Below are 23,018 nucleotides of genomic sequence, written 5' to 3'. Positions count from 1 at the left end.
TAATGTGTGTTGAAAAAGCAAGGCCCGCTTTCCGTGCAGGAAAAGAGTAATAGTTGCGTCGTATAAATTGGGCCGTATTGAATGGCGTAACACAGCTTCGACGAAAGGTTATAGGGTATCCCGATTTTTTATCTCCGGCTGAGAACCAGCCAGCCAGAGTCTTTTAAGAATTTAGTTCAGGGTTTGAAGATGGGCAAAAAAATGTTCACTTTAGTGCTGCTTCTTTGTGGTCACTGAGACATATAAGCGTTGCTGAACAGTCTTTTCAGGCGCTCAATCAAGATCAGTTTATCCTGCTGGTTCAGGAAAGATCCCAGCTCCAGTTCCTTGCCGTGAGAACGAATATGAATGGAGGGCGCTTTCCAGGGATGAGTCGCTTCGCGAATAATCAATTGACACCACAGGCGGTGATAATGGTGAGTGCTCAGTGGTTGATAAAAGCCCTTCTGAATCGTGACCTGATGCTCCTGAAAGGTGATCAGCTCTTTCCGCTGACGTTGCCATGCACAGTAATAGATACCCACAGACAGGGCAGTCACTTCCAGTATGGAAAAAGGCAAGATCACTTTAGCGCCAGCCAGATAGAAGCCGACAGCGATGGCCAGGGACACTATGGTTATCAGCCCCAGTAACAGCAGATTCTGCCGCCAGCTCATGGAGTTATTGGGCTCCAGTAGTATCGTTCCTTCCTGGCTGCTTTCTGAAAAATCGATCGTCACCATCACTTCTTAACCTTTTTATGGCCAGGCTCTGCGGGTCAAACCGGAATTTTGAAAAAACGCCGGTTTTCGTCGCTGGCAAAGTAAATCCTTCGTTGCAGTTCCATCAGGTCTTGAGGGTGGGAGTGGGAGATGCAGGTCAGCGTCCATGCCTTGTACGCAGGCTGTCATAAAGTGATCACCAGTTCTGGAAAAAACACCAGTTTATTGGAGTCACAGTGTGCAGCAGGCATTACCGCTTCAATTTGTGGGGGGAATGTCCCCAAGTCTTCACCGAAGATCACAAAGAGGACGCCGCTTCCCGCAAAAGCACAAGCGGCCTGTCTTTTTCGGGCAGCGGGAAGCGGGCAGCGCTTATTAAACTGTCGAAGTTATTAAATGACCGTTCCTAAGTCTCTTTCTGGACAAAAACGACAATGGACAAAGGCGGAATCCGTAATTGACTATTGGAGGATTTATGGTAACCCTCTGGTATATCCTGCAGCAAAAAGGGGTGAAGTGAATAAGTACCACTTTCAGATTCCGGCAGATCGAAAGCCATTTCGTCACCGGATGGGTTCACAGCAACAATGATCACCTCATACTGGTCATCAATACTCTGAAATGGTGCCTTATCGCTGATGCGTTGAACAATCAAACCCGGAATCTGGTCCGGCCCGGTGTTCAGATAAGTAATCCGATCGATAACGTCCTGCTCTGTTTTGAGGCGAAATAGAGGAGAACTTTTACGAATTCTCAGCATCTTCTGAAAACAGGCATCTGCGGCAGCTATATTCTCCTTATTCGGTCGTGTGGTGCTATCTGAGATGATCTTTTTAATCAGGGCCCAGTTCGCTCCGTCCTTGTCTGCTCTTGGCAAGCCCTGATTCCAATAGTTATTGTCGTCGTCAGGCATCCGGTTATACCAGTCGCCGGAATCGTAACTGTCTCTTTCCATGGATTTCGAGCGCAACCGTTCGGAGCCGGCATGAATAAAGGGAACACCCTGGCTTAACAGCGTGATGCCCAGCGCCAGATTATGCAGCTTGACACGGTTGGCCGTAGACATACCTTCAGGAAGCTTGTACATCAGGATATCCCACAGGGTTTGGTTGTCATGCTTTGAGACGTAGTTGATCACTTCCTGTGGGTCAAGGCTATAACCGGCGGGAGCACCGTTGTAGTCAAAATCAAAACCGTAACGAAGGGTGCCGTGACAATCAACAAATCGAAAGTTTTTCAAATTGGCGGCCATACCCAGGCGGATGATATCCGTATGGGCGCACAAAGCCGCCTTTGCCTCTGCTGTTTTTTCGTTTGGGTGATAATGGAGTCCTGAGGCATAGCCTTGGGTTTGCCGCAGAGCATCTCCCTGATCAAAAGGGCTACCACCACGGATCCGGTCTCTCATCCGGTCAGTGAACGTGCCTACCCCTGTCCCGGCCATATTAAACTGATTGGCGTTAATGCCTCTGGCATTGCCAGCGACTTCACCAAACTCCCAGCCTTCACCATAAAAATAGATACCAGGGTTAATGGCTTTAACGGCCACCAGTGCTTTCTCAATATTGCGCTTGAGATGGTGCCCCATCAAGTCGAAACGAAATGCATCCACTTTGTAGTCTTTAACCCAGACCTTGAGAGAGTCGATCATGAGTTTCTCCATCATGTGGAACTCAGAGGCGGTGTTTGAACAGCAAGTTGAGTTTTCAACGATGCCGCTGTCGGGGCTTAAGCGTAGGTAATACCAGGGGACAATTCGATCCAGCACAGAATGGTTGCCAACACCGTGGGCATGAGTGTGGTTATAGACAACATCCATTACCACGCCCAGATTTGCAGCTTTCAAGGCTATCACCATTTCCCGGAATTCAATGATTCGCCTGATCCCGTCTGGATCAGTGGCATAGCTGCCCTCAGGAACGGTGTAATGCAGCGGGTCATAGCCCCAGTTAAAGCTGTCGACAGGGCGGATGTGTTGGTAGAGGTATTGAGCCCGGTCTGTCCCAGGATCAAGGGATTGCAGATAAGCTTGAATGGTCTGGCCTGACTGCGGGTTGCTACAAAAAGTGCGGAAGTAGTCGGTATCAGCCTTTACTTCCTTTCTGGCGCACAGTTGCTCCATAGTCTGGGAAATATCAATCCGATTCGCCGGGACTTCATCAACGGTGGCTATATCAAAAGCTGGCAGCAAGTGTATATGGGTCAGGCCTGCAGTTTGCAATTGTTGCAAATGGGTGTTGGCGTTAGCTTCCGTAAAGGCCTTGAATTTGCCAGGATTGGTCAAGCCGGAGGTATTAATGCTGTAATCCCGGATATGGGTTTCATAAAGCACCATATCCTCAGGGTCTTGTTGGGAATATTGAACACTATCCCAACCCTCAGGCTTAAGCGATGGGTCGTTGAGGTCAACGACCTGAGAGTATTGACTGTTAGTCGATAAACTCAGGGAATATGGGTCAGTCACTTCATAAGTTTCGATCTTGTCTGTCTGAGGATGGAAGACAGTAACCTCATAGCGATAAAAAGATTGGTCATACTCCTTATTGTCAGCTCTGTAGCTCCAGACACCAGCAGCGCTTTCAATCATGTCATGAAACTTAAGGTCGTCTGCTGTGCTTGCAGAAGTTGTCACCAGGCGCACATTCCGGGCAGTAGGTGCCCAGAGTTTAAAATCGATACCGGAGTCACCCACAATGGCACCTAATTCACCGTTGTACTGATACAACTCATCAAGCAAGCCCTGAACCTGAACCTTTGTAGCGTATTTGGGCTGGTCTCCTTTATAGGCCACCGCCAGCAACTGGCCTTTCAGGGCTTTTTTAATGACCGCAAGATCGGCAGAAACAGTCAGAGGGCTGCGATTCATCAGGTGGGGGAGTTTTTCTCGCACACTGTTGTTATTGCCGCCTTTGGCAAGTGAAATAGTTTGATATTTTCCAGATATATTACCCTCCTTGAGTATGATGCTGGCGTCGTTTGAATACAGCAGCTCTGCTCTATCAACATCCGAACCGCCACCTTCATTCCAGAGCAGGGTGGCAGAGGAAACCCAGTGCGCTTTTGCACCGTCAACCATCAGAGGAGGGCCATCCAGTGGCGTCGGTGAAATCAGGTTGTAACCACTGTAGGTATAGGCAAGTTGACTATCGGTATCCGAAAAATGCCAGGCCATGTCACCACCAAGGTCTTTTTCATCGCCTTTGTGCACAATAAAATTCAGGCAGTCATCTTGCACCTTGGAAAAAGTGTCAGAAAGTGGTATCCGATAGAGCGCACCATAAGTCTGGGTAATACTTTCTGGCATCCAGGGCTGGTTCCAGTCGGTATCTGTTTTGCCAAAAGCCTTGCAGTTGTCGTTATTGAACAGATGCAGCCCCCAGCCGTGGTAAATGCCGTCCGGGCGTTGGTAATAAAGGATGGCTTCTTGGTCAGCAGGTTTACCGGGAGTCTCCTCAAAAACATGCACCGATGCGATTGCACTGGTGAATCGATAAGCCTGTTTTGCCGCGCTGGCTTCAAGCTTAACCAAAACATCTCCGGTTTCATTGGCTTGGAATCGACCGCTCACCTGACAGATTTCACTGGCAGAAAGCTGGTCAGTACAAGTGCTTGCCGTGATTTTCACTCCCGCAGGCTTAACCTGAAAATCAGGGAGTGTCGTTTTTGACAATGACCTGACCAGCCAGGTCACGGTTGCTTCTTCACCTTTCAGCAGCTTTTCCGGTAAGGCCTGTGTTGCAATGATTTCCACCAACCCGGCGGCATGCAAATGATTGGTCAGAACCAGAGCCGGAAACAGAAGCTTTGTGGCAATATTCATAACAGAGATCCATCAGGGAAACCGGGAATTCAAAAACGCCATGTCAGGCGAGCCTCATACAGATGGAAGGCCAGCGTGTCGTCCACCAGCGGTGAGGAGTACTGACTGCTGCTTGTTGATTTAATCTTGCCCCCATGCAAATAGCGATAGCCAGCCTCCAGGCCCCACGATTCATGGACAGGAACAGCAATCGATACGCCCAGGCTCCATGCCAACTGACTTTCTTTATGATCAGAAATATTCAGGGAAGACATACTGCCCTCGGCAGGCGTTATCGAAAATCCTTGAAACTTATTCCAGCCCATGCCAAGACCAAGGCCCAGCTGTATAAAGGTCATTTTGTGGTCTGTTACAGGCAGCTGAATACCGGCTTCAGCCATTAGCTGCCGACTGCGGGTTTTGTAGCGATAATTGAGATCAGTGTTTTCCAGATCACCCGTGGGACCCCTGACGCCTTTGTGTTCGAGCTCGCCCATCTGGTTAAAACTAACGGCTAAACGAACTTGATAGTCCTGCCAGGGAATTTCATAGCCTCCGGATAGCAGCCAAAAAAAACCATGCTGGTCGCTTTGCCAGTTTTTAAATCGGTCTTGCAGATCAAACCCGGCATGTTTTAACGTTCGATCATCTTCAAGGCTTCTGCTTAATGCAGTCCCCCCTCCCAATTGGGCAAACCACACACCATTATCCCAGGGATGCTCACTGGCAAAGGATGTTCCACGGAAGAGAAAAGGCAAAATACCAATGGCAAACACCTTTATGCCTGCTTTTGCAAAATATGCAAAATAACTGTTTTTGCCGTTTATCATAGGTGGTACCAGATCTGTTGTGTGAAGGAGGGGAGTTGGAGAAGATCTAAGATATTTGTACGTTCTAAGTCGTACATAACCGGGATGATATTGGGTAAGTGTAGTTTACACCTGAAGCGGTTTTAGTTTTTTGGACACTCAAACACGGTTATGAATTTTTGATACGAATTCAGGGTTAATTAAAGGCTGTTCCCTATCCCGGATATTTCATAAACGCGCTCCCGCTCTCGCTTGTCCTTTGCCGCTCTAAGGGAGTTTTGCTCAGTCGACCGTACTCCCCGGTACGGCGCTCCCTCACAAAATCCCTTAGAGCGACAAAGTCCGACGCGAGATTCGGGGCAGTTTATGAAATATCCGGGCCAGGGTTTTCAGGCCTTACGGGTCAGCCCAAGATTTTTGAACAATACCCGGTTTTCCTCACTGGCAAATATCTCGCTGATAGTGCGGGTCAGTTTGCGGCTCCAGTTACGGTACTCGCTGCTGGTGCCGGGAACATTGACCGGTGTATCCAGTTCAAGCACATCTTCCAGCTGGATAACAATGATTTTGGATGCAGTTTTGCCCAGGTAGTAATGGATCTTTTCCATCAGTTCCCGGCTATAGCCCATAGAGTTTAAATCACTGGGGTCTACGCCATAAGGCGCTTCGCCAATATCGGCAAGGGTGTTGAGCAGAGCCAGTTTGTCTTCATGCCGTGCAACTTTTTCCTGCTCTGTTCTGGCCCAATCGTAGATACCCAGCTCCTGTCGTAAATCAAGATCATTACAGTTCCACCAGGCCCTGAGTGTGGGAATATCGTGATTGGAAATACAGGTCAGGGCTCGCGGTTTGTACTTTGCTGGTGCCAGAAAGTGATCTTCGACCCTGGAAAAGAGCACCACTTCGTTGGAGTAGCAGTGGGCTGCTGGCAGCGCTGCTTCTACTTCCGGCGGTACGGTTCCCAGGTCTTCACCAAAAATCAGGCACTGCTGTCGCTGGCTTTCCAGTTTAATGATGCCTAACAGATCATCCAGTGGATAATTAACGTAGACTCCATAGTCTGCAGTTTTATCCGGCGGACACCACCAGAGTCGGAGTATCCCCATCACATGATCAATACGCAGTGCAGCGCAGTGCTGCATATTGGCATAAACCATATCGATAAATGGTGCATAGGCCTGCTCCCGCAGCCTGTTTGGGTTGAAGGGCGGAAGTCCCCAGTTCTGTCCCTGTGGCGCAACGGTATCGGGAGGGGCACCGACGCTGGCATTGAGAACATAGTCATCACGGTGGGCCCAGACATCGGCACCGCCTCTGTCTACGCCTACGGCAAGGTCCCGGTAAATACCGACACGCATGCCGGATTCAACGGCGGCCTGCTGGGCTTCAGCCAGTTGTTGCTCGGCCAGCCACTGCAGGTACATATAAAATCGGATTCGCTCTTTTGAGCGGGCAACAAAATCCTTCACATTCGGGCTGTCAGGGTCTTGATAGTCCGCAGGCCAGCAATTCCAGCCCCAGCTATTGATATCTCTGGATCTGAAGTGCTCAAAGAGGGCTTCATAGGTGGCCTGAAGCTCCAGGTCCTGACCTTTTTCTTCACAGTAATGGCTAAAGTCGGCTGACTTGCAGGATTGATTGGTGCTTTCTTGTTGACCGGAAGCTTGTTGACCGGAAGCTTGTTGACCAGAAGCTTGTTGACCAGAAGCGTGTTTTTCAAAATAGCTGAAAGCCATTTCCAGTACTGAAAATTTCAGTGAAGCCACCCGGTCATACTCCACATGTGAGCTGTCCCTGGCTTTCTGTAACTGACGCAGAAAGTCGTCACTGTTCACATGTTGCTGTATTTCCGCTGAATCCTGATATTCCTGCAACGCCGTAACGTCGATATACAGTGGATTAATAAAATTTCGGCTGGACGGGCTGTAAGGACTGCAATGCAGCGGGTTGGACGGGTAGAGCGCATGAATTGGATTCAGGCCGACAATATCCGCCCCTTGTGGTCCGAGTTTGTGCACCAGCTGCTTCAGGTCACTGAAATCCCCCATTCCCCAGTTGTTTTCTGAGCGGAGCGTATAGAGCTGGACACTGACTCCCCAGATTTTCTCAGTAGGCCCGGGCTGTTCAAAGCTGAGGATATCAGGCTCGTAGCAGGTCTGTGGCGCGACGATCAGGCGGCAGCTGTCGTGATGATCACCCTCTTGATGAGCAGAAAGAGTAACGGACAGCTGATGGTAGCCTGCCGGCAGGTCTTCCGGCAGCGGGCAGAGCAGGCGTATTCGCTCCTGCTGGTCCACCGAGAGCCTGTCTTCTTCCGGAAGTTCTGACAGGTTGATGGCCAGTGGTATTGAACGGTTGTCTTCCAGAATGATTTCACCACGCAGCGATTCATTCCGATGGGCTTCGTCAACCTGAACGGGAACCGTGAAAAGCGCTCCGCAGTGAACCACGTGAACCACAGGAATCAATGATGACCATTGCTTTCTGAGAATGCCGTCGATGGAGGCCTGGACTTCCAGCTCGTTACCCGCAGCAACCCCCATGGCTTTTAGCGCATTGAGTTTATAGTCCGTCTCAATGGTGACTGGATTGCCAGCAGCATCAATATAATGGGCGGGAATACCACAAAGCCCGGCCAGGGCATCAATCTGTTTTATGTCGTGCATGGATGGACTCACTTGGCAAGTTTATTGATCAATTTCCGGTGCCCGGGTTCGGCGAAAGGCCGTGCCGTTGGCATCGAACAGATAACAATGCTCAGGTGACAGCTCGACACGTATTTTACTGCCTTCTTCCCGGCGAAGGGAGTCTTCTACCCGCACAATAAAATGCTCTCGAATGGTATCGTGGCTCATATAGATAAATGATTCAGCACCCAGGCGCTCCAGTGCTTCAATCCGTCCATCAACGGCATTGCCATTGTCGGTCTCCGCCAGGGTATGTTCCGGTCGAATTCCTAACACCACGCGGGAGCCCGGATCAGCTTTGCTGGTATCGACACAGGCTTTCAGGGTTTCGCCAGTGGTCAGACGAACATGCGTCTCCTGTTCTCCGTTTTTTTCAATGACGCCGTCAAAGAGGTTCATTTTGGGGGAGCCAATAAAGCCGGCAACAAACAGGTTGGCCGGGTGGTGATAAAGTTCCAGCGGTTTCCCCACCTGCTCAAGGTTGCTGGCTGCGCCCTGTGCCAGGGGACTCAATACCACAATCTGATCCGCCAGGGTCATGGCTTCCACCTGATCATGGGTGACGTAGATGGAGGTGGTTTTCAGTCGGCGATGTAATCTGGCAATCTCCTGTCTCATCTGGACACGCAGGGCCACATCAAGGTTTGACAGGGGCTCATCAAACAGAAAGACCCTGGGCTGTTGCACAATGGAACGGCCAATAGCAACCCGCTGTCGTTGACCTCCGGACATGGCTTTGGGTTTACGCTCCAGCAGCGCCTGCAGTTGCAGGATGCGGGCGGCTTCACCCACCCGTTCATCAACCACGCTTTTTTGCGCCCTGGCCAGCTTCAGGCCAAAGGCCATGTTTTCTGCCACCGACATATGGGGATAGAGGGCATAAGACTGGAAGACCATGCCCACACGACGCTCATTGGGTGGCCAGTCATTCACCTTCTCGCCATCAATGCTCAGCTCACCGCTGGTGATATCTTCCAGCCCACAGATCATCCTCAGCAGCGTTGACTTGCCACAACCGGATGGGCCGATGAACGCGATAAATTCACCATTACCGATGTTCAGGTTGATGTCTTTCAGAGTCCAGGTTTGTCCCTGGTCATAACTTTTCGCAATGTTGACGAGTTTAACTTCTGCCATAGGACACCTTTAAAAGATCGCTGCCCGCCGCCCGCAACAGCCGAACCACTTTTACAGGCAGCGGGAAGCGGGCGGCGTTTTTTTAACCTTTGACGCCACCCGATGTTAGTCCTCCGACAATCCAGCGCTGGCAGGCCAGGAAAATAATACTGATGGGTAAACCGGAGAGCACGGCGGCGGCGGCAAAGTCGCCCCATAAATAGTTCTGAGGGTTCAGATACTGTCTGGAGCCCACCGCAAGGGTGAGATTATCCATACTTTGCAGCAGCACCGATGCCACCGGGTATTCGGCAATACTGGCGATAAATGCCAGGATAAAAACAACCGCCAGAATGGGGACGGACAGCGGCAGCAGCACAAAACGGAATGCCTGCCAGGGCGTTGCCCCATCAATAGCCGCTGCTTCTTCCAGGGAGTTATCGATGGTTTCAAAGTACCCTTTGATCAGCCAGATATGCAGGGCCATACCGCCCAGGTAGGCGAGTGTGACGGAACCCAGGCTATCCAGACCGAGCCAGGGGATGTAGTCGCCAATCTGGTCAAACAGCGAGTAGATAGCCACAAGTGCAAGAACGGCCGGGAACATTTGCAGGATCATCATGGCCGTCAGCATCTGTTGTTTAAACCGGAACCGCAGCCGGGCAAAGGCATAGGCGCCGGTGGTCGCCAGAATCAGGATCAGGGCAGAGCTGATGATGGCCACCTTGATAGAGTTCCACAACCAGGCCAGCACCGGAAACGGTGGCTGGGTAATAGAGCCATCGGCATTCTCCCAGGGGATACCCAGTGCCAGATACCAGTGTTCAAGGCTGGGGTTTTCAGGGATCAGGGAGCCCGTGGCAAAGTTTCCGGTGCGCAGGGAAACGGAGATAATCATAAAAAAAGGGAACAGAATCACCAGCAGGAACAGCCACATGACAATACGGGCTGTCCAGACCCGGTATTTCAGATTTCTTGGTTGCACCATTGCCATGATAACGACTCCTGTATGACTTCTTTCATCTCGTTTCGACGCTTTGCGTGGGAACGATAAAACTTGTCTGCCATGTGGTTAAACATTATTGCAATTGTCGTGTTGCTTTCAGGTTTACCCAGGCAATAAAGCCCACCATCAGAAAAATCGCTGTGGCAATCGCAGAGGCCAGACCGTAATCCTGGCCATAGGAGCCAAAGGCAATACGGAAGGTGTAACTCACCAGGATATCCGTAGCTCCTGCCGGGGTGGTGGCGTGCAGCATATCCGGAGCACCGTCGGTTAACAGGGCGATCAGCACCAGGTTGTTGAAGTTAAAGGCAAAGCTGGCAATCAGCAGTGGAATCAGCGGCTTGATAATCATCGGAATGGTAATGTGGACAAGGTTCTGGGCCGGTGAAGCGCCATCAATGGCCGACGCTTCATAGAGATCATCCGGAATACTTTTCAGCAGCCCGATACAGAGGATCATCATGTAGGGGTAGCCCAACCAGGTGTTGACAATAATGACCATGGATTTGGCCAGCATTTCATTACTGAACCATTCTGGTTTAGTTCCGAAGAGCATATCCAGCAGCAGGTTGATTTCACCAAAGTTCTGGTTAAACAGCCCTCTGAAAATCAGGATGGAGATAAAGGCCGGAACTGCGTAAGGCAGGATCAACAGCAACCGGTAAACGCCATTCCCTTTCAGCGGCTCCCATTGCACCAGACAGGCCATTAACAGGCCGATAATCAGTGTGAAGGCAACAGAAAGTGCGGCAAAAATCACCGTCCAGGTAAAGATCTTCAGGAAAGGTCCCTGAATACCCGGGTCAGTAAAGACCCGGACAAAGTTATCCCAACCGGTATAGATGGTGAAACCGGGACCCATCTGCTCGGTACCGGCTTCGTTGGTGTAATATCCCGTAGCCATATCCGGATAGATGATCTCTCCCGTACGGTTATCGACCAGGGCAAGGCTTTGTTCCGGGTATTGCCGGTCAGTGTGGTCATCGGGACGATAAATCCTGGCAATAGCCCCGAACTTTCTCAGACTGGTCATGGCCAGTTCAGTGCCATCAGGCAGAACAATATCCAGCTTCTGAAGCGTTGAACGTTTTTTGATGACTTCCCGGATTGGGAGGGCCGCTCCGGTTGGCACATGCAGGGACTCAAAGGCTTTCAGCTCCTGAGGCTGACCACTGTCGGTAAATGGCCCGGTCAGATAGTGCGCCTCACCGCCTGCAGCACTGGTCAGCATCAGCCGGAAGCTGGGACCTTCCTGATACATCTTGAAAGAAAACGATTCACCGCCCGTACGGTAGGTTTTTGCCAGGTGTATAGCCCTGACCCGCTCAAGAGACAGCAGGTGGTTAGAACTGTAATTGGTAAAGGCGACATTAACCGTGTAAATCAGCGGAAAGACGATAAAGGTCACTACCCCCAGAAGGCTGGGGTAAACATAGCGGTAGTTGTACCCTTTTTTGCTGACAAAAACCCATGAGCCTGCCGTCGCAAGCACCAGCACGAGCATGGCAAAAGCCAGCTCTCCCTGGGCATACATCAAGGTTACACCGTATAAAAGTATCAGATCGATGACGGCAACAATGGCGATCACCAGATAGGCACCGCTACTGCTGGTCGCTCTTGCTGTGCTCATGACGTGCTGGCCTCTTTTTACCGACAGAAAACAGTTAGCCGATGATGCGTTTGGCCGCATCGTTCAGGGCTTCACGGTAGTTTTGTCGGCCACTGGTAATATTGCGCAGAGCGGTCTCCATGGCAGACCAGAATTTACCCATTTCCGGAACATTGGGCATGATCAGACCCCGTTCAACATTCTGATACGTTGCCGCAATACGAGGGTCTTTCATCAGTTTTTTCATCAACGCCTTATTGGCGACGGCACCAAGAGGGACGTCATTGTTCATCACGGTCAACCCCTGTTCGGTGAGCAGGTAATTCTCCAGAAACTCTTTGGCAATGGACTTGTTGGGGCTGGCATTATTCAGTGCGGGGCCCCATACGCCAACGAATGCCCTGGCCGGTTTACCATGAAGTTTGGGCAGCGGTGCAACACCATAACTGATTTTACTCTTATCCAGATTCGCCCAGGCCCAGGGGCCGGTAATCATCATGGCCACTTTCTGCTGGTTGAAATTGGCTTCCATCACGCCGTAGTCAACGCCACGAGGCATCACGCCCTTATCGATCAGGTCCACCAGCATTTTGGCTCCTTCCATGGCACCCGGATCGTTGACGCCGGTTTTCTTGACGTTATAGCCTTTGGCCGTTTTCTGAAAAACATAACCACCATCTGCTGCCAGCAGTGGCATGGTGAAATAGGGCTGATCCTGATCCCACATAATGGTGATGATGCCTTTTTCATTTTTCTTGTTGGGGATTGCCTGCTGTTTCAGCTTCTTTGCCAGGGGAAACATTTCTTCAAAGGTGGCCGGGGGGGCTGGCAGGATCGCTTTGTTGTAAATAAGGCTGATGGCTTCCAGAGAAATCGGGTAACCATAAATTTTGCCATTGCTGGTCATGGCTTCCCAGCCAATGCTGTTCACTCTTTTTTTGAACTCTGATGATGGGCTGACAGGTGCCAGCAAACCGCTTCTTGCCCATTCACCATAGCGATCATGGGCCCAGAAAATAATGTCTGGTCCGCTGCCGGAGGCTGCTGCCTGTTGAAAGCGGTCGGTAATATTTTCCGGTATTTCGACTTTAACGGTTATCTCCATGTCTTTGGTAAACTGGGCACCGACCTTGCGGATACCTTCATAGGCTTTATCGCCACCAACCCATATCAACAGCTCGTCAGAGTTGAAGGCCGATGCGCTACCGGCAAAGATCAGTGACAGTGCTGTCAGGATAGCTGGGCAAGTTTTTTTAATCAGCGAAGGGATCATTTCTGATTTCTCCGGGTAAACCAGGCTGCTGGAAAGCGGCTGGTTATTCGGGTAAGGAAAGTCGTTAACAGGTTAAAAGAACCATGGTTGATTACTAAAAAACCAGTCAGGTCTTAGCCAGATGAATGAGTCGAATACCGACTAATAATAATCGCTGTGTTTGAGTATGCCAGTAAGAATATCCAATACATTAATCAAGGTGATGTTTTGGTTATTAGCAGTTTGTTTTTAATACTGATTATCCGCTGTGTGGTTTTATTTAAGTGTCAGTTGTTGTTTAATTTATATGAATTAATTATTTATCGTCGTTTATATTGTTTAAATTGATATAACCCTAAAAAAAAACGACAAAAGTATACCTAATCAGGGTCAGGCAACTATAACTTACTCATGGTTTTCCATTATTGGTCATGGCGCAAGGATTAACTTTGCCTCCGTGTACCGGTTCGTAGTTTTTAGTGACTTTTCTCAAGCTGTTTTCTGTGACGACTCCTCTCAATTGATCAATCTGAAAAGCTTGAGCTGCCACAAGAGAGTGTTTGATATGGATAGAATCAATGTAGATCTGAGTTCAGTTCGTAATATGGATACGGTTCAGATTGAACAGGGAATTCGTCGTCATCTTGAGCAGTCTCTCGGGGTTGAACCCGAGGAAGCGACCCCCGGAGATTACTGGGAAGCATTAAGCCTGCTGGCCAGGGAGATCAATCTGGATCGTACAAGGAGTACCCGAAGGGATGAAAAAGACCAGGGTGCCCGAAGGGTTTACTACCTGTCACTTGAGTTTATGGTAGGGCGCTTGCTGGGCAACAACCTCCATAATCTGGGGATCTACCATCAGGCTGAGCAAGCCATGGCCAGTTTTGGCGTGAGCCTTGCGGATGTTCTGGAATACGAAACGGATCCGGCACTGGGTAATGGCGGGCTTGGACGACTGGCTGCCTGTTTTCTCGACTCACTGACCACTCTGAACGTTCCCGCTTTTGGTTATGGCATTAATTACCGCTTCGGTCTGTTCAAGCAGGGCTTCGTCAAGTGTAAACAGGTGGAAAGTCCGGATGCCTGGCGGGAAGACAATTTTCCCTGGGGCATTGAAAAACCGAAAAGAAAACAGGTTATCCGATTATACGGCAAGGTCAGGGAAGTTGATGGCAAAAAGCTGTGGGAGGATACCCAGGAAGTGCTCGGTGTTCCCTGGGACTTGCCAATAACCGGCTATAACACTGAGCGTGTTAACACCCTGCGCCTCTGGGAGGGTCGGGCGACAGAAGGGTTCGACCTGGACAGCTTTGATGCCGGTCGTTATCAGGATTCCAGATTCCGGGAAATTCTCGCAGAAAATATCAGTCAGGTGCTCTATCCAAACGACAGTCATCCGGAAGGCAAAGAGCTGCGCTTTATTCAGCAGTATTTCTTTGTTGCCTGCTCGCTGGCGGATCTTATTGCCCGTTACAAGCGTGAGCATAAAGGCTGGGAAGAATTTACCAGTAAAGTCGTTATTCAGTTAAATGATACGCACCCGGCAATTGCTGTGCCTGAGCTGATGCGAATCCTTATGGATGAAGAAGATTTTGTGTTTACCAGGGCTTTGGAAGTATGCCGCAGCGTTTTCTGCTACACCAACCATACACTGCTGCCTGAAGCCCTGGAAACCTGGCCTCAGGGGTTGGTTGCAAGGGTTTTACCCAGACACATGCAATTGATCTACAAACTGAACTACCACTTCCTGAATAAGGAGGTAGAAGCACAGTGGCCCGGTGACCATCAGATGAAACGTCGTCTGTCGATTATTGAAGAGCCGGCAAACCCTGCAGAACCACAAATGGTACGTATGGCATACCTGTCGGTGATCGGCAGTCATAAAGTCAATGGGGTGGCTGCTCTGCACTCAATGCTGGTGAAGGCAAACCTCTTCCCGGAATTTGACCAGCTCTGGCCTGAGAAAATTGTTAATGTCACCAATGGCGTCACCCCCAGACGCTGGCTTGCCAATTGTAACCCTGAACTTGCTGAGCTGATTGATCAAACACTCAGCGGCGACTGGCGCAGCGATCTTGCCCAATTAAGCGAGTTAAAGACCCGGGCTGATGATCCACAGTTTCAGGAAACATTTGCCCGGATCAAACTGGACAATAAGAAACACCTGGCTGGTGTTATTGATGAGCTGTGCGGTGTCAAAGTCAATCCTGAGGCGATCTTTGATGTGCAAATCAAGCGTCTGCATGAATACAAACGGCAGCAACTGAATCTTTTGCACATCATCGCGATTTACCGTCGTCTGCTCGAGGACCCGGACCTGGATGTACCACAACGGGTGTTTATTTTTGCAGCCAAGGCAGCACCGGGTTACCTGGTGGCGAAAAACATTATCTACGCCATTAACCGTGTGGCTGAGCGGGTCAATAATGACCGCCGCATTCGGGACAAGCTGAAAGTGGTGTTCCTGCCTAATTACCGGGTCAGTCTGGCTGAGAAAATCATTCCTGCGGCCAATGTTTCCGAGCAGATATCCACCGCCGGTTTTGAGGCTTCAGGTACCGGGAATATGAAATTTGCCCTGAATGGTGCGTTAACCATAGGAACCCTGGATGGCGCCAATGTGGAAATTGCTGAAGAGGTGGGCGAGGACAATATCTTTATTTTCGGCAAGACGGTGGATGATGTCAGTGATCTGCGCCAGCGGGGTTATAACCCCCGGGATGTCTATCAGCACAATGAAGAACTGAAGGCGGTTATTGACTGGCTGGCCTCGGGAGACCTCAGCCCTGACGAGCCGGATGCCTTTCGTCCACTGGTGGAATCTCTGCTGGATTCGGACTACTTCCTGACCCTGGCTGACTACCAGTCATACAGTGACGCCCATGACCGGATCGTTCAAGCCTGGAAGAACCCATCCCACTGGTGGCGCATGGCGATCATTAATACCGCCTCCATGGGCAAGTTTTCATCGGATCGATCCATTGTCGACTACTGTCAAACTATCTGGAATATTGATGTCTAGGATTATGGCCGGTGCTCTTGAAGATATCCGGGTGGATTCCGACAGCCGGGATACTGTGCTTGATGACCTTCTGAATACCTGCTGTGCCAGCCCCTTTGATTTGCTCGGTTGGCATCCCGCCAGAACCGGTCAAGGGCTGGTAGTCAGAGTATGGCGGCCAGATGCCATCAGTGTGGAGGTTATTGATGAGGTTACCGGAAAGAGCCTGGGGCCCGCGACTGATATTGCACCGGGGCTGTTTGAGCGGCAATTTCCGGATATCTCGAAGCCTCAGGCATATCATCTGCTGGTCACCAATGCCCAGCATCATCAGTTCAGGGCTAACGACCCTTATCAATTCTCCAGCCTTTGTCGTACAGAGCCGGTCATCCGCCACAACTGGCTGCACCATACACTGGGTGCGCACCTCCATTCGGTAACGCTGTCAGGCCATAGCTGGCAAGGCGTCCTATTTCGTGTTTATGCGCCCCATGCCCGCAGTGTCAGTGTGATTGGTTCATTTAACCACTGGGATGGTCGGCTGCACCAGATGGCTGGCAGTAACAGTGGTATATGGCAGTTGTTTATTCCTGAAGTAACAGCGGGGGATCTGTATAAATTTGAGCTGAAAGACCCGAATGGTCAGCTGCTGCCCCATAAGGCGGACCCCTTTGCCTTTTATGCGGAGCAGCCACCGGGGAATGCATCCATTGTTTATGATTCCCGCAAATATCAATGGCAGAATACGGTGTGGCATCAGTGCCAGGGGTTAGATCGACCGGTCTGTATTTATGAGGTGCACCTGGGTTCCTGGAAAAAAGGCAAGCGTGGTCAGCTACTGAATTACACTGAACTGGCTGAACAACTGGTGCCTTATGTGCAAGGAATGGGGTTTACCCATGTTGAATTTCTCCCGCTTCACGAGCACCCTTTTAATGGTTCCTGGGGTTATCAGCCAGTGGGTTTATTTGCGCCAACCAGCCGTTACGGAGATCCGGATGGGTTGAAAGCCTTAATAGACCGGTTTCATGACGCCGGTATCGGGGTCATTCTTGACTGGGTTCCGGCACACTTTCCCTCTGACAGTCATGGCCTGGCCCACTTTGATGGCACCCATCTTTATGAATATGAAGATCCCCAGAGGGGATGGCATCCGGACTGGCAGACACATATTTATAACTACGGACGCCCGGAGGTCAGACACTTTCTGATCAGCAATGCGTTGTTCTGGTTTGAACAGTTCCATGTGGATGGTCTGCGGGTGGATGCGGTCGCTTCCATGCTCTATCTCGACTATTCAAGGGGGGAGGGAGAGTGGCAGCCCAATGTTCTGGGGGGCAATGAGCACCTTGAGGCCGTCCAGTTTATCAGGGAGCTGAATGAAGCCGTATATCAGCACTATCCTGATGCCATGATGATTGCTGAAGAGTCTACCAGCTGGCCCGGCGTCTCAATGCCTACTTACGACAACGGACTGGGGTTTGGTTACAAGTGGAATATGGGGTGGATGCATGACAGCCTGAATTACCTGGCCCGCTACCCGGAGCATCGTCGTTATCACCATGATCAGATCCTGTTCAGTATGGTGTACAACGACAGTGAACACTTTATTTTACCGCTTTCCCATGATGAGGTGGTCCATGGCAAAGGCACACTGCTCAGCCGAATGCCGGGAGATGAGTGGCAGCAGTTTGCCAACCTTCGCGCTTTGTACGGTTATATGTTCGGGCATCCAGGTAAAAAATTGTTGTTTATGGGCGCGGAGCTGGGTTCCTACCGTGAATGGAATCACGATGGTCAGCTGGACTGGTTATTACCGGAGGAAAAAGAATTTTCCCGTGGCCTGACGACTATGGTCAGGCATTTGAATGCCACTTACCAGGCCTCACCTGCTTTATGGCAGTCCGATTATGACCCAACGGGTTTTCAGTGGTTAATTACTGATGATGTGCTTCAGTCAGTCATTGCCTTCAGTCGGCATACCTTCAATGACTCACCGGTGGTGGTCATTTGTAATTTTACCCCGGTGGTCAGGCCCCATTACCGGCTGGGAGTCCCCGGAGCCGGTGTCTGGAAAGAGGTGTTTAGTTCCGACAGTCGTGAGTTTGCCGGCAGTGGTGTGTTGAATGAACGGTCCCTGGTGGCAGAGCCCGTGCCAATGCATCATCAGCTGCATTCATTAGTGATGACGCTACCGCCATTAGCGACGGTTTTCTTACACCTGACCGAATAATCCATTTCTCTGGATTTGAGCAGACTGCTCATTTAAGGATGCGTAAATATGAGTCATTTTTTCACGCCGGATGATTATGCCATTGCGGTGGCTGAGTCCCCCGTTGGCAAATACGTTTACACCCCTTATGTAAAAAGTCTGTTTGTGACACACCCGGTAAATTCTGTGCTGGACTTGCGCTGCAGCGAAGGTTTCTTTTCCCGCCTTGCCCTGGCGGCCGGGGCTGAGTATGTGGTGGGGGTGGATCAGTGCCCGGCCATGCTGGATCGGGCTATACAGTTGAACGAGTCTGCTGAACCGAGTATTGAGTACAAGCAGGCGGATCCAACGACATTGCGACTGGAGCGTTCATTTTCTGCGGTGCTGGCCTTCTGGCTGACCTGTCGCCTGGGCAGCCTGAACCATCTGAAAGAGCTGGCCGAAACCCTCTGGCATCATACGTCACCGGGCGGCTATAGTTATCTGCTGGCGCTGGATTCTGAGCGTCATGCCCGGGTGCAGGGTAATCCTCAGACACCGGATGACTGCTATGGAAAAAAAGTGGACGCTGTGGCAAACCTGCAGGACGGTGATCCGTTTGAGCTGGCCATTCACGTCGGGGATACTGAGGTTCATTTTACCGATTACTGCTGGTCTACCGATACCATTGTTCAGTGCTTACAAGAGGCAGGTTTGACCAACGTGAATGTGCTTTATCCAGCCGTATCGGAAGAAGGGCTTAAGGCCAGGGGGAGCGATTACTGGGCAGCGTATCAGGCCGATCCGTTTATTGTGGCAATTGAGGCGTTCAGGACGTGAGGGAAAGGTTTTCGGTATTAGTCCATATACTCAAGAAAATCGCCTGCTACTATAGTTAGTCGTCTGCGTACGTTTGATTTCAGGAAGTGCCGAGTTGTCTGCTATTGCTGTTCTTCCCAGAATGCTGGGAACCCTGTTTTATTACTCTCCAACCTCCGAAGAAGCCGGTAGCGTTATTGCCGAACTGGCTGAGCTGCCTGCTCTGTTGGACTGGCAGAATCCTTCTGTTATTGAAGAAGCTGCTGCACAGCTGTGTTCTGTGGATATAGCGGAATTGACTTATCAATTTTCCATGTTGTTTGAGGGGCAGGGCTCTATGCCAGCACCGCCCTGGGGATCGGTTTATCTGGACCGGGAAAATTTGCTGCTGGGTGAAACGGCGCAGGCCTATCGCCAGTTTCTGCGGGCAAACCAGGTGGAACTGGATACCGATTTGAATGAGCCGGAAGATCAGTTTGGCCTGATGATTCTGGCCATGGCTTACTTTATGGAAACGGAGAATGACGATGCGGTGGTGGAGTTGCTTGGCACCCATCTGCTGCCATGGTCTGGCCGTTATCTGGAATTGCTGGCAGAGGCGGATGAGAGTGGCTTTTACCGTGCGCTGGCGGTGGTGGCTGATGAATTCCTGAAGGAAGTCTCTGCAGCCTATGATGTGACGGCGGCAACCCATCAGCTATATCGATAAGATTTTTTCACTGCAATACAAGAAGGTTGTCGTGCAAGCACTGGAACCACAAAGGTCACAAAGACTTAGTGCTCTTCGTGCCCTTCGTGGTTCAAAAAGGCTAATTCAAAGCCTGTTGTTTCATCACCTGCAGCAGTGCCTGAACCGGGTGTGGAATCTTGCCATCACCATAACGTTTCACCTGGCTGCGACAGGAATAACCGGTAGCTACCAGCCTGCCACTGTGTTCAGGGTTCTGCACAACCTCCTTCCAGCTCATATCGTAGAGCTTTCTTGAGGTATCCTGATTACGGGTCTCATGGCCGTAGATGCCCGCCATCCCACAACAGCCGGTGGCTTTATAGGTGAGTTTCAGGCCCAGGTCACTGAATAACTGTTGCCATTGAGCAGGAGCTGCGGGGACATTGGAGATTTCTGTGCAGTGGCCCAGTAGCACAAAGTCTTCTGCCTCAGCGGAGGCAAGGCTTAATTGCAACTGACGTATTGTTTCTGACTGTTTGGCGAACCATTCGGACAGGAGCAGTACTTCCGGGGACCTGTCGCCCATCACTTCCCGGTACTCATCCCGATAGGTCAGGGTAACCGCCGCATCAATGCCCACCAGGCTGATGCCACTGTCGGCCAGTGCTTTCAGCTCCTCACCATTGGTTCTGGCGATTTTTTCAAACCGACCCAGGAAGCCATAGACATGGAGCACTTTTCCATTGGGGCGGTAGGGGGCAATCAATGGGCGGTAGCCAAGACGAATCAGCAGCTCAACCAGGTCGGTCAGCAGCGGTGTTTCAAAGAAGCTGGTAAAGGCATCCTGAATAATAATGACGGTTTTATCCCGTTCACTATCGGGGATGGCATCCAGTAACGTGCGGTTGGCAATGGCCGCACCAGCACGACAGCAGTCGTTAACCGGCGATGAACTGGTAATCGCCGGAATATCCTGCAGACTAATGGTTTTGCTGGCAAGGGTATTGGCCACTGACCAGCCCATAACCAGATTGTAAGCCGGTTTGATCCTGGCGAGTACCGGCAGCATTGGCTCCAGTAAACCGGCCACATGGTGTTTGACCGGTCTCGGGTAGCGGCCGTGGTAAAGTTCGAAGTAACGGGAACGCAGATCGGGAACATTGACCTGAATCGGGCACTGTCCGGCACAGGATTTACAGCTCATGCAGTTATCCAGAGCGCCATACACCTGATGACTGAAGTCCTCTTCACCCCGCCATTTGTTCACCAGGTTTATCAGTTTCTGACCACCGTTGTAGAGTGGGCCCGCCTGACGGATCTTATGGCTTTCGCCAGCTATGTCGGCACCAGCGGCGGTTTGTAACCGCAGCCACTCCCGCACCAGGCCCGAGCGGCCTTTTGGGGATTGCGTCCGGTCATAGGTGGCTTTCCAGGTGGGGCACATGGCGCTGTTGGGGTTGTAATTAAAGCAGGCACCATTGCCGTTGCAGTACAAACTGCTGGTAAACGCGGCAAAGGCATTGCGCTCAATTTCCCGGTCCTGCTGGCCACGGGTGGGCACTTCATCAATCTTCAGCAGCTGAACCGGTTCGGTGGCGGGGGTGGCAATCTTGCCGGGGTTTAACTGGTTGTAGGGATCAAATACGCCTTTAATTTCCTGCAGCACCGGGTAGAGCTCGGCAAAGAAGTCCGGTGCGTATTCCGAACGGATCCCTTTACCGTGCTCGCCCCAGAGCACACCACCATAACTTTTGGCCAGGGCGGCCACGTCATCACTGATTAACCGGACCAGTTTCTCCTGTTCCGGGTCTTTCATATCGATGGCCGGGCGGACATGGAGAACACCGGCATCCACATGCCCGAACATGCCATAGGAAAGGTTGTGACTGTCCAGTAGTGCCCGAAATGCCTGAATAAAGTCAGCGAGATTTTCCGGAGGAACCGCCACATCTTCCACAAAGGGTATAGGGCGTGCGTCGCCTTTCATATTGCCCAGCAGCCCGACAGCCTGCTTGCGCATGTTCCAGATTTTTTTAACATTGCCGGTGCCGTTCACTACGCTGTGACCGGCACGCCAGATACTGACCGGTTGTTCCAGTACGGCTTTCAGGCGATCGATACCCTGCTGAATCTCCGCTTCATCGTCGCCGGTAAACTCGACAAAGTTGATGCCGTCAATATCATCACTCTGCCTGGGAAAGAAGTCTTTGACGCTTTCCCAGACACTGTCAGCCTTTGCCAGCCCAAGCACACGGGAGTCGATGGTTTCAATGGAATCTGGCACGGCGGACATCAGTGTCTGGGCATCCTGCAGCGAGTCCTGGAAACTTCTGTAGAAAACCAGTACCAGGGCAGAGTGTTTGGGAATAGGCAGCAGGTTAACTTTGATTTCACTGATGATGGCCAGGGTTCCTTCGGAACCGCAGAGAATGGCATTCAGATCATGCTGGTTATCTTTATTGACAATATTGGCCAGGTCATAGCCGGTCAGGTTTCGATTCAGGTGCGGGAATACGTCAGACACCTGTTGTTGATGTTCGCGGTGGGTCTTTTTCAGGGTGTTATAAATCTCGCCAATACGATCCTGTCGTTGACACAGTTGCTCAAGTTGATCGTTATCGACTGGTGAGGAGTTCCATACCGTGCCATCGGCAAGCACTGAGGTCAGTTCAAGTACATGGTGGCGGGTTTTGCCATACACTACGGAACCCTGACCACTGGCATCGGTATTCACCATGCCGCCCACGGTTGCCCGGTTGCTGGTGGAGAGTTCCGGGGCAAAGAACAGGCCTTCTTTCGCCGCCAGCTCGTTCAGGTAGTCCTTGACCACGCCGGATTGAACCCTGGCCCAGCGCTCTTTTGTGTTGATCTCCAGCACCCGGTGCATATAACGACTGGTGTCCACCATAAAACCAGACGTCAGCGACTGACCATTGGTGCCGGTACCACCACCACGGGGAGACACGACGATCTGATGGAACGATGGCTTATTGGCCAGGGTCAGAATCTTGCTGATGTCTGCTGTTGAGCGAGGGTAGAGCACTCCCTCTGGCAGTACCTGGTAGATTGAATTGTCTGTTGCCAGAACGGTCCGGTCGGCATAGCCCAGCTCAATATCCCCGCTGAAGCCAGCAGAGGCCAGCTCACGGGCAAAGTGGCTATATAAGGTGTTTGTTGTTTTCTGATCCAGCCTACTGATCACAGCTTTACTCCCCATCAATCCCGTAGGGTATTGTACGTAAAGCAGGGAAGGTAGGGAACAAAAGGTGGTGGGTTTGGGGGGGGGCTCTGGTAAGTTGTTGTCTGAGACCGCTGCCCGCTGCCCGCAAAAGCACAGGCACATGCGGTCTGTCTTTTT

Annotated in this window: 13 protein-coding genes; 4 read left to right on the top strand and 9 right to left on the bottom strand. The window is 51.1% G+C overall.

The annotated features are described in order from the left end of the window. Positions 1-230 precede the first annotated feature (230 nt). The 8 genes from ACO6VE_RS02315 to malE form a co-directional block, all read right to left on the bottom strand. Positions 231-722, bottom strand: a complete 492-nt coding sequence (locus ACO6VE_RS02315) for a DUF2244 domain-containing protein (RefSeq protein ID WP_422459513.1) — start codon at positions 720-722, stop codon at positions 231-233. Positions 723-1,107: 385 nt separating this feature from the next. Then, positions 1,108-4,521: a pullulanase-type alpha-1,6-glucosidase gene (gene pulA, locus ACO6VE_RS02310; RefSeq protein WP_422459511.1), complete on the bottom strand. Its 3,414-nt coding sequence runs from the start codon at positions 4,519-4,521 to the stop codon at positions 1,108-1,110. A 29-nt stretch (positions 4,522-4,550) separates the two neighbouring features. Beyond that, positions 4,551-5,330, bottom strand: coding sequence for an outer membrane protein (locus ACO6VE_RS02305; RefSeq protein WP_422459509.1), 780 nt, complete (start codon positions 5,328-5,330; stop codon positions 4,551-4,553). Positions 5,331-5,698: 368 nt separating this feature from the next. After that, positions 5,699-7,975: a 4-alpha-glucanotransferase gene (malQ, locus tag ACO6VE_RS02300; protein ID WP_422459507.1), complete on the bottom strand. Its 2,277-nt coding sequence runs from the start codon at positions 7,973-7,975 to the stop codon at positions 5,699-5,701. Positions 7,976-7,996: 21 nt separating this feature from the next. Continuing rightward, the gene (locus ACO6VE_RS02295; protein WP_422446532.1) at positions 7,997-9,133 is read right to left on the bottom strand and encodes an ABC transporter ATP-binding protein; all 1,137 of its coding nucleotides are present in this window, start codon (positions 9,131-9,133) and stop codon (positions 7,997-7,999) included. Between the two features lie 82 nt (positions 9,134-9,215). Beyond that, positions 9,216-10,106 carry a maltose ABC transporter permease MalG gene (gene malG / locus ACO6VE_RS02290; RefSeq protein WP_422446530.1) on the bottom strand — a complete coding sequence of 297 codons (891 nt, stop codon included), beginning with the start codon at positions 10,104-10,106 and terminating at the stop codon, positions 9,216-9,218. Positions 10,107-10,191: 85 nt separating this feature from the next. Beyond that, the gene (malF, locus tag ACO6VE_RS02285) at positions 10,192-11,748 is read right to left on the bottom strand and encodes a maltose ABC transporter permease MalF (RefSeq protein WP_422459505.1); all 1,557 of its coding nucleotides are present in this window, start codon (positions 11,746-11,748) and stop codon (positions 10,192-10,194) included. A 34-nt stretch (positions 11,749-11,782) separates the two neighbouring features. Further along, on the bottom strand, positions 11,783-13,000 hold the full coding sequence (gene malE / locus ACO6VE_RS02280; RefSeq protein WP_422459503.1) for a maltose/maltodextrin ABC transporter substrate-binding protein MalE: 1,218 nt from the start codon (positions 12,998-13,000) through the stop codon (positions 11,783-11,785). Between the two features lie 544 nt (positions 13,001-13,544). Between malE and ACO6VE_RS02275 the strand changes: the two genes are divergently transcribed. From ACO6VE_RS02275 to dmsD, 4 genes are all read left to right on the top strand, one after another. After that, on the top strand, positions 13,545-16,001 hold the full coding sequence (locus ACO6VE_RS02275) for a glycogen/starch/alpha-glucan phosphorylase (protein ID WP_422459501.1): 2,457 nt from the start codon (positions 13,545-13,547) through the stop codon (positions 15,999-16,001). Continuing rightward, complete coding sequence (gene glgB / locus ACO6VE_RS02270) at positions 15,994-18,213, top strand: 1,4-alpha-glucan branching protein GlgB (protein ID WP_422459499.1); 2,220 nt, start codon at positions 15,994-15,996, stop codon at positions 18,211-18,213. Before ACO6VE_RS02275 ends, glgB begins: the two co-directional genes overlap by 8 nt. Positions 18,214-18,261: 48 nt before the next feature. Then, complete coding sequence (locus ACO6VE_RS02265; protein ID WP_422459497.1) at positions 18,262-19,011, top strand: class I SAM-dependent methyltransferase; 750 nt, start codon at positions 18,262-18,264, stop codon at positions 19,009-19,011. A gap of 94 nt (positions 19,012-19,105) precedes the next feature. Further along, complete coding sequence (dmsD, locus tag ACO6VE_RS02260) at positions 19,106-19,699, top strand: Tat proofreading chaperone DmsD (protein ID WP_422459495.1); 594 nt, start codon at positions 19,106-19,108, stop codon at positions 19,697-19,699. 100 nt (positions 19,700-19,799) lie between these two features. Here the strand turns inward: dmsD and ydiJ are convergent, their stop codons facing one another. Next, positions 19,800-22,862 (bottom strand): D-2-hydroxyglutarate dehydrogenase YdiJ, encoded by a 3,063-nt coding sequence (gene ydiJ, locus ACO6VE_RS02255; protein WP_422459493.1) that lies wholly within the window; start codon positions 22,860-22,862, stop codon positions 19,800-19,802. Positions 22,863-23,018 lie beyond the last annotated feature (156 nt).

Origin of the sequence: Endozoicomonas sp. ALB115 (assembly GCF_049310245.1) — a bacterium.
Taxonomy (GTDB): domain Bacteria; phylum Pseudomonadota; class Gammaproteobacteria; order Pseudomonadales; family Endozoicomonadaceae; genus Endozoicomonas.
Note: the sequence above shows the minus strand (reverse complement) of the source record. Positions and strands in the feature narration are given on the sequence as shown.